Origin of the sequence: Acidovorax sp., assembly GCF_021287135.1 — a bacterium.
Taxonomy (GTDB): Bacteria; Pseudomonadota; Gammaproteobacteria; order Burkholderiales; family Burkholderiaceae_C; genus Acidovorax.
The window spans coordinates 21,077-34,562 of sequence record NZ_JAJTBB010000070.1 but is presented as its reverse complement, the minus strand read 5'-3'; the positions used below and the strand labels follow the sequence as shown (position 1 = coordinate 34,562).

The 13,486-nt window shown below is 69.8% G+C and carries 9 protein-coding genes; 1 reads left to right on the top strand and 8 read right to left on the bottom strand.

All coding sequences use genetic code 11. The features are described from left to right. Positions 1-33: 33 nt before the first annotated feature. Complete coding sequence (locus LWW96_RS16405; RefSeq protein WP_291488858.1) at positions 34-954, bottom strand: OmpA family protein; 921 nt, start codon at positions 952-954, stop codon at positions 34-36. A 74-nt stretch (positions 955-1,028) separates the two neighbouring features. Beyond that, entirely contained in the window at positions 1,029-1,406 is a 378-nt protein-coding gene (locus tag LWW96_RS16400) for a DUF4398 domain-containing protein (protein ID WP_291488856.1), read from the bottom strand. A gap of 323 nt (positions 1,407-1,729) precedes the next feature. Here LWW96_RS16400 and LWW96_RS16395 point away from each other — a divergent pair, with 323 nt between their 5' ends. Continuing rightward, positions 1,730-2,896 (top strand): mechanosensitive ion channel family protein, encoded by a 1,167-nt coding sequence (locus LWW96_RS16395; RefSeq protein WP_291488854.1) that lies wholly within the window; start codon positions 1,730-1,732, stop codon positions 2,894-2,896. A 228-nt stretch (positions 2,897-3,124) separates the two neighbouring features. On the opposite strand, the gene gap is transcribed toward LWW96_RS16395, so the two are convergent. The 6 genes from gap to LWW96_RS16365 form a co-directional block, all read right to left on the bottom strand. Beyond that, positions 3,125-4,123 (bottom strand): type I glyceraldehyde-3-phosphate dehydrogenase, encoded by a 999-nt coding sequence (gene gap / locus LWW96_RS16390; protein ID WP_291488852.1) that lies wholly within the window; start codon positions 4,121-4,123, stop codon positions 3,125-3,127. 77 nt (positions 4,124-4,200) lie between these two features. Next, positions 4,201-6,243, bottom strand: coding sequence for a transketolase (gene tkt / locus LWW96_RS16385; RefSeq protein ID WP_291488850.1), 2,043 nt, complete (start codon positions 6,241-6,243; stop codon positions 4,201-4,203). A gap of 406 nt (positions 6,244-6,649) precedes the next feature. Further along, on the bottom strand, positions 6,650-8,791 hold the full coding sequence (locus LWW96_RS16380) for a glycosyl hydrolase family 18 protein (protein WP_291488848.1): 2,142 nt from the start codon (positions 8,789-8,791) through the stop codon (positions 6,650-6,652). Between the two features lie 12 nt (positions 8,792-8,803). Then, positions 8,804-9,502, bottom strand: coding sequence for a hemerythrin domain-containing protein (locus LWW96_RS16375; protein WP_291488846.1), 699 nt, complete (start codon positions 9,500-9,502; stop codon positions 8,804-8,806). A gap of 58 nt (positions 9,503-9,560) precedes the next feature. Next, a complete protein-coding gene (locus LWW96_RS16370) occupies positions 9,561-12,401 on the bottom strand; it encodes an IPTL-CTERM sorting domain-containing protein (protein WP_291488844.1) in 2,841 nt (946 codons plus the stop codon). Between the two features lie 89 nt (positions 12,402-12,490). Then, entirely contained in the window at positions 12,491-13,471 is a 981-nt protein-coding gene (locus LWW96_RS16365) for an AraC family transcriptional regulator (RefSeq protein WP_291488842.1), read from the bottom strand. Positions 13,472-13,486: the final 15 nt, after the last annotated feature.

Genomic DNA, 13,486 nt, shown 5'->3' with positions numbered 1-13,486 from the left:
TGCCCGCCCGAGCGAGCGACCCGGGGACGGTGGCTACCGCCCCCGCAGCGTTCCCTGCTCGTCGGCAATCACGATCTCCACGCGGCGGTTCATCGCGCGGCCTTCGGGCGAGGCGTTGTCCGCCACCGGGTAGGCCTTGCCGTAGCCGCGCACGGTGATGCGGTTGCTGTTCACGCCGCGCTGGACCAGCGCGTCGCGCACTGATTGGGCGCGCCGGTCCGACAAATCCTGGTTGTAGCTGTCCGAGCCCACGCTGTCCGTGTACCCCTCGATGAGCAGCCGGCGGTCCGGGAACTGCTGCAGAAAGCTGGCCAGCTTGTCCAGCCGGGGCGCGGCCTGGGCCGTGAGTTCGGCCTTGTTGAAGGCAAACAGGACATCGCCCAGCGTTACCAGCAGCCCGCGTTCGGTCTGCCGGGCCTCCATGTCGCGCAGCTGCGCCTCCAGCGCCCGCACGCGGTCCTGTGCGGCGGCAGCCTGGGCCTGCGCCGCCTGGGCCGCGGCCTGCTGTTGCGCCGCGCGCTGCTCGGCGCTCAGCGCTTGCGCCTGGGCCTGCTGGGCGCGCAGCCGGGCCTGGTCGGCCTCCAGCGCGCGGGCCTGCAGGCGGATACGGTCGGCCTCGCTGCCCGCCTGCTGAATGCTGGCGTCCAGCTGCCGTGCCCGGGCCGCATTGGCCGCGATCTCGGCGCGCTGGCGGGCCAGGTAGGACAGGTGGTCCGTCTCGGCCACGTCGCGGTCGTCCGCCCACTGGCGTTCGGCACGGGCCAGCGCATCCGTGGCGTCCTTGAGTTCCACGGGGGCGTACTGGTTCACGACGGGGTCTCCCGCCGTGGCGCTCACGGCCGCACGGGCCTGCTCCAGCGCGGCGGAGGGCGGGGTGCTGGCGCAGGCGGCCAGCAGGCCCACGGCAATCAGGCTGGCGCACAGGGTGGTGGTTCGGTGGATCAGGGAATGCATGGCGGTGTTCCTTTGAAATGCCTGCCGGCGGGCAGCGGGCAGGTGCACGGGGGGCAAAGCGGCGGGTGGCGCCTTCAGCGTGGCGAGCGGCGCTGGATCTCTTCCTGCAGGGCGCGGATGCTGTCCTGCACCTGGGCGAGGTTGGTGGCATTGCGGGCGGCGTCGGTGCGGGTTTCGGCGACGCGTGCATCCACTTCGGCCTCGGCCGCCAGCCGCCGCGCCATGCGGTAGTCCTGCTGGGCCATGGCCTTCTCGGCCTGGATGAGCTTTTCCTGCGCACGTTGCAGATCGGTGGGGGCCGTGGCGGCAGTGGCCGGGGCGGCCGCCACACGCGTCACGGTGGTGCGGGCCAATGCCATCTGCTCGGTGGGGGCCGGTGCGGACGCGCAGGCGGCCAGCGTGCCCAGCGCCAGGGCTGCGGCCGCGGTGCGGAATGGGGCGGACGGTTGCATGGTGGTAACACTCCTTGGGCAATGGATCGGCGGGGCGTGGTGCCGCCGCAAAGCGGCACGGCCCCGAGGGGCAAGCCCGGGGTGCGGGCTTTCCAAAGGTGCCTGAATTGTGGGAACACTGGCGCCGCAGCGTGCGTAGGCACGGCCCGGGTTTGGAGGTGGGCGGGTTCTTACGAAGGTTTGCCGGGGCGAGGTGCCCGGCCCTGCGCGGCGGTGTCCTACGGCGCGCGCCGCGCGGCCGTGGCACGCTTGCAAAGCCCGGTCGCTCGGCCGGGCGGACCCACCCTACCACCCCACCAAGCACCCCAAGGAGTATTGGCCGCATGCAGGATTCCGCCTTCCTGGACTGGATTCGTTCGACGTTTGTTCTCGGGATTCCGTTGTGGACCCTGCTGGTCGCGTTGGTGGCCACGGTGGCGACGTATGCGGTCATCCTGCTGGTGCTGGGCTTGCTGACCCACCGCGCCCGCCATTGGGCCGGGCAGTCGCACAGCGGCGTGGCGGCCACGGTGGTGGATGTGCTGGAGGGCACCAGCCGCTTGCTGATGCTGGTGGTGGCGCTGCTGGTGGGCGCCAGTTTTCTGGACCTGCCGGGCCGGTGGGAGAGCCGGCTGAGCCAGCTGTGGTTCGTGGCGGTGGCGCTGCAGATGGGCCTGTGGGGCATGCGGGCCATCGGCATTGGCGTGCGCCACTACCTCGCGCGCCACGGCTCCAGCGGCATGACGCAGGTCGGCGCCTCGGCCACGTTGATGTCCTGGGGCTTGCGCACCCTGCTGTGGAGCGTGATCCTCCTGGCCATCCTGTCGAACCTGGGGGTCAACATCACGGCCTTCATCGCCAGCCTGGGGGTGGGGGGCATTGCCGTAGCGCTGGCCGTGCAGAACATCCTGGGAGACCTGTTTGCGTCGCTGGCCATTGCGGTGGACAAGCCGTTCCAGGTGGGCGATTTTGTGGTGGTGGGCAACGTGGCGGGCACGGTGCAGATGATCGGCCTCAAGACCACGCGCATCCGCAGCCTGCAGGGCGAAGAGGTGGTGATGTCCAACACCGATTTGCTCAAGCAGACCATCAGCAACTACCGGCCCATGCGCGAGCGGCGCATCGTCTTCACCTTTGGCGTGGCCTTCGATACCCCCGCGGAGCAGGTGGCGGCCATTCCGGACGTGGTGCGGCGCGTCATTGAAGGCCTGCCGCAGCTGCGCTTTGACCGCGCCCATTTCAAGGCGTTCGGCGCCAGCTCGCTCGACTACGAGGTGGTGTACATCGTGGAGGACGCGAGCTTCAACGTCTACATGGACCGCCAGCAGGCCATCAATCTGGCGCTGTTGCGCGAGTTCCGGGACCGGGGCGTGCAGTTTGCCTTCCCGACCCAGACCGTGCACGTGGCGAGCGTGCCCGAGCCGCTGCGCACGGCCGCGACAGATGCTGCGGCCGGCGGGGCCACGGCGGCTCCGGGGAGCGCGGCGGCGCCGCCTGCGGCGCCCGTGTAAAGGGCGCACCGGGCCGCCAAAAAAAGAAGCCGGTGCCTGGGGACAGGCGACCGGCTTGAACAGGGTAGTTGCTCGGGGCCGTGCTGGCAGGCCCTGGCGGGCTGGTTCAGTGGGACCCGAGCGCTTCTTTCTTCATCTTCATGCAAAAGGGGCCGCAGCGTGCGCACGGTGGCGCCGGTGGCCCACCACGCTGCAGGCCTGGGGAGCCGGCGCGGGCCGGCCCCGGGATCACTTGGAAACCACGCGCACCATTTCCAGGCACTTGTTGGAGTAGCCCCATTCGTTGTCGTACCAGCTCACGACCTTGACGAACGTGCCGTCCAGCGCGATGCCGGCGTCGGCATCGAAGATCGAGGTGCGGGTGTCGCCGCGGAAGTCGGTGGCCACCACCTTGTCCTCGGTGTAGCCCAGCACGCCCTTCAGGGCGCCTTCGGACTGGGCCTTCATCTCGGCCTTGATTTCATCGTAGGTGGCGGCCTTGTCCAGTTCCACCGTCAGGTCCACCACCGACACGTCGGAAGTGGGCACGCGGAAGGACATGCCGGTCAGCTTCTTGTTCAGGGCCGGAATCACCACGCCCACGGCCTTGGCAGCGCCGGTGCTGCTGGGGATGATGTTTTCCAGAATGCCGCGGCCGCCGCGCCAGTCCTTGTTGGACGGGCCGTCCACGGTCTTCTGCGTGGCGGTGGCGGCGTGCACGGTGGTCATCAGGCCGCGCTTGATGCCCCACTTATCATGAAGCACCTTGGCCACGGGAGCCAGGCAGTTGGTGGTGCACGATGCATTGGAGATGATGGCCTGGCCGGCGTAGGTGCTGTGGTTCACGCCGAACACGAACATGGGCGTGTCGTCCTTGGAGGGGGCCGACAGGATGACCTTCTTGGCGCCGGCGTCGATGTGCTTCTGCGCCGAGACCTTGTCCAGGAACAGGCCGGTGGACTCGATCACCACGTCGGCGCCCACTTCGTTCCACTTCAGGTTGGCGGGGTCGCGCTCTTGCGTCAGGCGGATCTTCTTGCCGTTGACGATCAGCGTGTTGCCTTCCACCGCCACGGTGCCCTTGAAGCGGCCGTGCACCGAGTCGTACTGCAGCATGTACGCCAGGTAGTCAGGCTCCAGCAGGTCGTTGATGCCCACGACTTCGATGTCGCTGAAGTTCTGGAGGGCCGAGCGCAGCACGTTGCGGCCGATGCGGCCGAAGCCGTTGATACCAATCTTGATCGTCATAGTCACTCCAACAAAGTTGATTTCCAAAAGTCCCAAAACTCAAAGGGGCCCCGCATCGCTGCGGGACCCCTGGCAGATCACTTGCGCTTGAGGGCGGCGAGCACCGTGGCGGCGACGTTCTCTTCGGTGAAGCCGAAGTGCTTGAACAGCACTGGCGCGGGTGCGGACTCCCCGTAGGTGTCGATGCCGACCACCGCGGCGCAGCCGTACTTCCACCAGCCGTCCGTGGCACCCATTTCCACGGCCACGCGGGGCAGGCCCGCGGGCAGCACGGCCTTCTTGTACTTCACGTCTTCGCGGTCAAACGTGGTGGTGCTGGGCATGGAGACCACGCGCACCGGCACCTTGCGGTCGGCCAGCAGGCGCTGGGCCTTGAGGGCCAGCTGCACTTCCGAGCCGGTGGCGATGATCACGGCCACGGCCTTCTTCTTGAGGCCCACGTCGGCGGGTTCGGACAGCACGTAGGCGCCGCGCGAGATGTCGCCCAGGTCGCGCTTGGGCGCGTAGGGCAGGTTCTGGCGCGACAGGGCCAGCACGGTGGGCTTGTTCTTGTTGGACAGGGCCACGCTCCAGGCCACGGCGGTTTCGGCCGTGTCGGCGGGGCGCCACACATCCAGGTTGGGGATCAGGCGCAGGCTGGCCACGTGCTCGATGGACTGGTGCGTGGGGCCGTCTTCGCCCAGGCCGATGGAGTCGTGCGTGAACACGTGGATCACGCGCTGCTTCATCAGTGCCGCCATGCGGATGGCGTTGCGGCTGTAGTCGCTGAAGGTGAGGAACGTGCCGCCGTAGGGGATGAAGCCGCCGTGCAGCGCAATGCCGTTCATCACGGCGGCCATGCCGAACTCGCGCACGCCGTAGTTGATGTGGCGGCCGCCCACGCCGGCTTCGTTCTTGACGACCGCGCCTTGCAGGTCAAAGCGCAGGTTGGGCGTGCTCTTGGTGTTGGTGAGGTTGGAGCCCGTCAGGTCGGCGCTGCCGCCCATCAGTTCGGGCAGCGCGGCGGTGAAGGCTTCCAGCGCCAGCTGGCTGGCCTTGCGGCTGGCCACGGTCTCGGCCTTGGTGTGGGCGGCCACCACGGTGTCCACCGCCACCTGCGCAAAGTTGGCGGGCAGCTGGCCCCGCATGCGGCGCGTGAATTCGGCGGCCAGCTCGGGGAAGGCGGCCTGGTAGGCGGCAAAGCGTTCGTTCCAGGCGCCTTCGGCCTGCTGGCCGCTGGCCTTGGCGTCCCAGGCGGCATACACCTCTTGCGGGATGACGAAGGGCTCGCTCGTCCAGCCCAGGGCTTCGCGGGTGAGCTTGATTTCCTCCGCGCCCAGGGGCTCGCCGTGGGCCTTGGAGGTGTTGGCGCGGTTGGGGCTGCCCTTGCCGATGTGCGTCTTGCACACGATGAGGGTGGGGCGCTCGGTCTGCTTCTTGGCTTCGGCAATCGCCTCGGCCACCTTGTCGGCATCGTGGCCGTCGATGGGGCCGATCACGTTCCAGCCGCTGGCCACGAAGCGCAGGGGCGTGTTGTCGGCAAACCAGGGGGCCACCTGGCCGTCGATGGAGATGCCGTTGTCGTCGTACAGGGCGATCAGCTTGTTCAGCTTCCAGGCGCCGGCCAGCGAGATGGCTTCCTGGCTGATGCCTTCCATCAGGCAGCCATCGCCCAGGAAGGCGTAGGTGTGGTGGTCCACCACCGCATGGCCTTCGCGGTTGAACTCGGCAGCCAGCAGCTTCTCGGCCAGCGCAAAGCCCACGGCGTTGGTGATGCCCTGGCCCAGCGGGCCGGTGGTGGTTTCCACACCGGGGGTCACGCCCACCTCGGGGTGGCCGGCGGTCTTGCTGTGCAGCTGGCGGAAGTTCTTGAGCTCGCCGATGGGCAGGTCGTAGCCCGTGAGGTGCAGCAGCGAGTAGATCAGCATCGAGCTGTGGCCATTGGACAGCACGAAGCGGTCGCGGTCGAACCAGCCGGGGTTGGCGGGGTTGTGCTTGAGGTGGCGCGCCCACAGGCCGACCGCCATGTCGGCCATGCCCATGGGGGCGCCGGGGTGGCCGGAATTGGCTTGTTGAACGGCGTCCATGGCCAATGCGCGGATTGCATTGGCCATCTGTTGGGATTGCTGGGTGTCGGCCATGGGGGAGGAGGGGGTCAGGGTGGTGGTACGGGGGAAACCCGGCATTTTACCGGGGCGGCCCCGGCCCCGGGCCGGGATGTTGCGGCACCGGCTCTCCCGTCCGCAGGACACCGTGCTTCGGCATTCCCTCCCCTTGGGCCGGGTCAGCCACTGGGCACCAGCGGTGGGTTGCGGTTCAAAACGGTTGCAGCGCTTTCGCCGCCGGCGCTGGCAGCTATCGAATCAGGAGCCGGGCCGGCGCGTGGGGCCTCGGCCTGCACCCGCGCCGGCGCCCCCCGTGGACACGGCGCGCCACCGGGCACCGCGCAGCTGGCATGGGGAATGTTCGATGCGGTTTGTAATGATTTTGGCCGCCAGCGCTTGTCCATAAAGCGCTGGCAGCTACTGTTTTGATAGCGACTGCGCCTTACGGAACCTGAACGACCACTGCGGTGGAGCGCGGCCCCTCCTGCCCCTGCGTGTCCACCACGCTCACCTGGTAGCCATGGCTGCCGCTGGGCGGTGTGGGGTCGAGGTAGCGCGGGTCGGCGGTGGTGGCGATGGGGGCGCCGTCGCGGTAGATGCGGTAGCGCGCGGATCCGTCCATGAACGACTGCTTGACGGCCTGCATCTGCGGGTTGGCGTTTTGCAGCGGCAGGTAGCCATAGTTCACCGTCCAGACCAGCGTGCCGCCCAGGCCTTGTGCGCGCACCCACTGGCCCTTGGCGGCAATGGAGCGTTCGTCCTCATAGCTGAGGTAGGTCACCGGCGTGCCGGGGCCGCGCTGCCACGGCTGGGTGTAGGTGATGTAGCTCTGCTGGGCCACGTCGTCCCAGTGGTAGACGGCGCCGGGCTGCCCGAATGCGTTGTCGTTCACCAGCCGCTGGAAGTTGTTCTCCCAGTCGCCGTTGTTCATCCAGCCCTGCATGCCGTCCAGGCTTTGGCGCGGGCCGGTCACGGGGCTGTTGTAGTAAGCCCCGTACAGCCCGATGCCGATGCCCAGCTTGGAGCGGGGCACCCCGGCGTTCAGGTACGCCTGCACGGTGGATTCGATGGATGTCGGGTGGTAGGTGTCCGCGCCGAACAGCGGCGAGTGGTGCCACGACAGCCAGCCCCAGTCGCCGGCCATGCTGTAGGTCATGAGGTTGAAGCGGTCCACCGCGCCGGCCACCTCGGCGTGCCATGGCGTGATGTCCGGTTCGTTCTTGTTCACCCAGAAGCCGGGCCAGCTGATCTCCAGGGGCTGGGCCTGGTAGCGGGGCCGCTGCTGCGAGGCCGCCCGCAGTTCGCGCAGCAGGGCCAGGGCCTGGGCGCGGGCTGCGGGGGTGTCCAGGTCTTCTTCCCAGTCGATGTCCACGCCGTCGTAGTTCTTCTGCACGGCCTTGTCCAGGATGTTCTGGATGAACCGCGCGCGCACGGTGGCGTTGGCCGTGGCGGCCAGGAAGCCCGGGCCATCGCTGTCGCCGCCCACCATCATGATGGCTTTCACGCCCGCCGCATGCGCTTTGGCGATCAGTGCGTCCTCCACCTGCGCGTGCGCGCCGCCTGCGCCTTCCAGCAGGTCGCCGGCGCGCCCGCCCGGCAGCGAGCCCAGCGCAGGCGCATAGCGGCCAAAGACGAAGTGCGTCATGGTGCCCATGTCCACAGCCTCGGGCGGATACGTCTCCCAGAACCAGCCGGCGTAGTAGCCATTCACCCACTTGCGGCCCTGGGGTGACGCGGGCCAGGCCAGCCGAACGCCCGAAGGCGTCACGGTCGCGGTGAGTTCGCCGGTGTCTTCGGGCGGAGGGGGCGGTGGTGGTGGCGTGGTGACGCGAACGGTCACCGATACCGCCGCGCTGGCCGCGGTGCCCGCCGCATTGCGGCAGGCCAGGCCATAGGTGGCGGTGGCTGCGGGCTTCACGCTGGCACTGCCGCTGGGCGACTGGGCGCCTTTCCAGCCCGCGTCCTCGGCGCTGCTGGCCGTGCAGGCCACCGCGTTGTCGGTGTTCCAGGTGAGGATGCTGGTGCCCCCCGCGTCAATGGTGGCCGGTTGCGCGGTGAAGCCGGTAATGCGCGGTGGCGCAGGGGGTGGCGGCGGCTCGGCGGGCGCCGCGCCCTGGATGAACAGCTGCGCCAGGCCTTCGCCGCCGGCCTCGTAGTACTCCATGCGCACCGTGTGCGTGCCAGCGCTCAGCGGGAGCTGTGCCGTGTCCTCGGTGATGCCATGGCGCGCCCAGTGGTTGATGATGCGCTTGCCGTTCACGAACAGGCGCACGCCGTCGTCGGTGTAGGTCGTGAACCGGGCGGTGCCGGCGTGGAACTGCAGGCTCGCCGTCCAGCGCGCGGAGAAGGCATCCACAGGCAGGCGTGGGTCGGGGCTGTCGGTCATCCAGTAGTAATCGATGGGGCCGGCTTCGCAGCGCGTGAGCACCGCTGCGCCCGATAGTTTGGTGTTGGGAAAGTACTCAGCCAGCCACTGGCCCGGGGGGCAGGTGAGCGCGAGCGCCTGCGTGCCAGCCAGCAAGAGGGGCGCAGCCAGCACAAATGATGCGAGGCGAAGGGGGGGAGTGCGGTATCGACTTTTCATGGGTTGTACGGATCAGGAAGAGGAAGCCTGGGTCAGTGCGGTGTTCAATGCAGCCCAATCACCAGCGCTCAGGTGCGGCCGTACCGTGTCGAGCACGGCGTCGAAGGCAGGGCGCGGTGCGGCCCCGCGCAGGCCGGCCAGTAGGGCGGCGCGCTCGGTGGTGGGCAGTGCCGGAATCATCCAGCGCATGAACAGCAGGTGCTGCGCCGGGGGGAGGGATGCGGCGATGCGCTCTTCCAGCGCGCGCAGTTCGGCGTCGCTGTGGCTGGCCCAGAGCACCGGGCTGTGCTCGGCCTCCTCGGCGTGCATGTGGACGAAGTTCTCGGCCACGAACAGCGCCAGCTTGCGGTACAGCGCCGTCACGGCCTGTTGCCGATCCGGCCCAGTACCCGTGGGCAGTGCGCGGGCCATGGCGCACAGCTCTGCGATGGCGTGCAGGTGGTCTTTGTGGTCGGCGGCGATCGGTGCGGTGGAACCGGGCCGGTACGCCTCCATCGCGGGGTGGATGAATTCGTTTTCATGCTCGAGGTGGCTGGCGCAGGTGTCGCACAGCACCAAGACCCGTTCGCACACGTCCTGCATTTCGGCGCTGTCGCGGGCGTCGCAGCGGCCGACGGCGGACAGGGTGTCCATCATCATGGCGCGCAGGCCCTTGTGGATGCCGGCGTAGATGTCCAGGCGCGGGACAGAGGATGTCGGTGGATTTTTCATGATGATTTGGAGCCCCAGTGCTTTCCCATAAAGCGCTGGGTGCTCATTTTTTTGGTGATCAAACAAGGCGGCGCGTGCGCAGGCCCGCCAGGAGCATCAGCGCAGCCAGCAGCAGCACGCCCCATTCGGAAAGCGTGGGCACGCTTTGAACGCCACCGCCGGAGCCGCCCGCGGGCGCCACGCCGCCCGTGGGCGGGGCCGATGAGCTTCCCCCTGCGTTGGTGGCTGTCACGATGAAGGTATAGACCGTGCCGTTGGTCAGGCCGGTCACGGTGCAACTCGTTGCGGGCGCCAGCACGGTGCACGTGGCGCCGCCGGGTTGGGCCGTCACGGTGTAGCTCGCGGGCGGGGTGCCGGTGGCGGGCGCCTGCCACGATACGGTGACTTGGGCATTGCCCGGCATGGCCGTAACGTTGGTGGGTGCGCCGGGGGCGCCGCCCGCCAGCAGGGTGACTGGCAGGCCCGCCGATGCCATGCCGCCGGTGAACAGCGTGGCCAGGTAGGGGCCGGCGGGCAGACCTGGGGCGCGCGGGCGTGCCGTGAACTGTGTGGCGCTGGACTGCTGCGCTGGCAGCCAGAACTCCGCGCCGTCGTCCAGGCGGCGCAGCCGCACCAGGGGCGCGTGCGTGGCCGACTGGCTGGTGGCGCCGCCGCTGCCTTCGCTGTCGCTCAGGAACCGCTGGCCGTCCAGTTGCAGCGTTCCGCCCGTGGCAAGCAGGACGGGGCTGGCGCTGGTGGCGTCGGGGCGGCGGCCGCCCGGCACGTCGTTGCTGCGGCCATAGAGCACCGTGGCGGCGGAGCCGTTGCTGGTGCCGCCGCCAGCGATGAGCACCTGGCCGCTCGCCAGCACGGTGGCGGTGTGCGCCCAGCGGGCCATGGGCATGGCACCGGCGGGCTCCCATACGCCGCGCGCAGGATCGTAGGTTTCGGCGGAGGCCAGCATCACCGCGTTGAGGTAGCCGCCCGTGACCAGCACGCGCCCGTCGGGCAGCAGCGTGGCGGAATGGAAGGCGCGGCCTTCCTGCAGGTCGCCGGTGGCCTGCCAGGTGTTGGTGGCGGGGTCGTAGATTTCAGTGCTGGCGAGCGCACTGACGTTGTTGCCGCCGCCCGCTACCAGCACACGGCCGTCGGGCAGCAGCGTGGCCGTATGCTGGATGCGCGCGGCGGCCAGGCTCGGGCCGGCGCTCCACTGGCCGGTGGCGGGGTGGTAAATCTCCACGCTGCCGGTGGGCTGGTTGCCCACGGATCCGCCCGCCACCAGTACGCGGCCGTCGGGCAGCAGCGTGGCGGTGTGGCCGGTGCGCGGGCTTTGCAGCGCACCCACCGGCTGCCAGGTGCTGGTGGCGGGGCTGAACACCTCGGCCACCCCGGCCGAGCCGACGGTGCCGTCGCTGCCGCCCGCGATCAGCACGTTGCCGTTGGCCAGCAGGGTGGCGGTGTGCCCGTGGCGGGGATATTGCAGCGAGGCCACCGCCGTCCAGGTGTTGGCGGCGCTGTCGTAAATCTCGACGTTGGCGATGCCGGGCGCCGTCGGGTTCTGGCCGCCCACGGCCAACACGCGCCCGTCACCCAGCAGCGTGGCCGTGTGCTTGAAACGGCGCTGCTGCATGGCGGCAGCGGTTGTCCACTGGCCCGTGGCCGGGTGGTAGCGAAAGGCGCTGTCGCGCGCGCCGCCCTGGCTGTTGTCCGCGCTGCCGCCGGTTACCAGCACGTCGCCGCCGGGCAGCAGCGTCGCGGCGGGCCGCACGCGCGTGTCGGGCAGCGCGCCGTTGAAGCTGGCGGAGACGTCCCAGCGCAGGCGCTCGGCGCTTTGCAGCGACGCCACCGCGCCCACGCCGCCCGTCACCAGCACCTCGCCGGTATGCAGCAGCAGCGCGCCCAGCGCACTGCGCGCCTCGGCCAGGGGCGCGAAGACGGACGACAGGCCTGCGGCCGGGTTGTAGATCTCGACCACGGCGGTGGGCGTGCCCGCCGCCTCGCCGCCCGCCAGCAGCACGCGGCCATCGGGCAACAGGATGGCGGCATGGCGCTCGCGTGCGGTCTGCAGCGTGGGGCCGGGGGTCCAGGTGTCGGCGGCAGGGTCGTACAGCAGCGTGGAGGCCAGCGCGCCGGTGCCGTCCGAGCCGCCCGCGACGAACACGCGGCCGTCCGGCAGCAGCGTGGCGGTGTGGTCGCGGCGCGGCGTGGGCAGGGGCGCGGCGCCCGCCCACGTGCCGTCTGTGGGGCTGTACAGCAGAGCGGCGGCGGTAGTGGATTCGCCGTTGTCGATGCCGCCCACGGCCAGCACGCGCCCGTCCTGCAGCAGCGTGGCCGTGTGCTGGCGCTTGCCCGCGCCGCCCATCTGGCCTGTAACACTCCAGGTGCGTGTGGCGGGGTCGTACAGCTCGGCCGATCTCAGGCCCTCCTGGCCGCTCGTGCCGCGCCCGCCAGCGATCAGAACGCGTCCGTCCGCCAGCAGTGTGGCGGTGTGCTGACGGCGGCGCACGGCCATGGTGCCCGCATCGGTGAAGGCGTTGGTTTGCGGGTCGAACGTGGCGGTGGCCGTGACCGATGCGCTGCCGTTGATGCCGCCCGCGAACAGCACGGTGCCGTCGCGCAGCGGTGTGGCCGTGTGGTCGGCGCGCGGGCCGGGCATGTCGGGGCCGTTGCTCCAGCGGCCGGTGGCGGGGTCATAGAACTGCGTGGTGGGGCGCGGCATGGAGCCAACCTGCCCGCCGGCAACGAGAACGCGCCCGTCACTGAGTTGCGTGGTGGTATGGCGGGCGCGGGCGCCGGCGAAAGTTCCGGCCGCCTGCCAATCGGTGGCGGCGGTGGCTGCTGTGGCCGCGGCCAGTCCCAGGCACAGCGCGGCTGCGCCCAGCACACGCCGTTTGTGGGCGGCCCAACGGGTATCTGTCATGCGAAATCCCCTTCGAGGAAAAACAAAACGGGCCCGCTGTGGGCCCGTGGTGGATTCTTCGGAAAGGCAGCCGCCGTGGCGACAGCTGTTCAGCGCGTTTTTGCAGCCGATTGTTCGGCGCCGGCCTCCAGCGTGGGCGCGACGCCCCGTTCACGCTTGTACGCCCGTGCGAGGATGGCGCCGGTGGAATAGCCCACGGCATCGGCCGCCTGCTGCAGCGTCAGGCGCTTTTCCTTGAGCATGCGCTCGGCCAGATGCACGCGCCAGCGCGCCAGATACCGCATGGGCGGCCACTGCATCTGGGCCTGGAAGCGCTGGGTGAACGTGGTGCGGCCGAGGTGGCACAGCGCAGCCAGGCGGGTCGCCGTCCAGGGTTCGGCGGGGCGGGCGTGGATCGCCTCCAGCGCCGGCGCGAGCCGCGGGTCCCGCACCGCCGCCGGGGCCAGCGACGCAGCGGGCGTGGCGCGCTCCGGCGCCTGCAGCCATTCGAGCACCAGGTGCTGCAGGAGGGCCGTCATGGCCTGGGTCATGCCCACGCCCTTTCCGCCGGCGCGGATGTCGCTGATCCATTGCACCACCTGGGCCATCAGGGGCAGCCAGGTCGGGTTGCTCGACCGGTTCATGCGCATCACGGGCGGCAGGCCGGCGACGAGCGGGTGGCTTGCCAGATCGGCGGTCCAGTAGAAGCTGCCCGTCCAGGCCAGCGGTGCCGCATCGCCGCCCACCGTCAGGTTGTAGGTCGAGCCGTGGCGCACGGGCTTGTGCGACAGCAGGGTTTCCCACGGTTGAAGGGGGGCTTGCGGGTCGGTGAAGACCTGGTGGCGCCCCGCATGCGGCAGGAACACCACGTCGCCGGCTTCCAGCGCTATCGGGGCCTGGTCCTCCCACTGAATCCACCAGCCCTCCGTCCCCACCACGTACAGCGGCGCGCGCTTGCGGCTGGAAATCTCCAGGCGCAGCGGCGGCAGCAGGTGGAACTGCAGGTGCAGGAAGGGCGTGAAAACCAGTCCCTCGACAACTTTTTCGTAGGTGGCGGCGGCTTTGTCGTTGCGGGGGGCAAGGGCGGGCATGGCGCGATTGTGGCA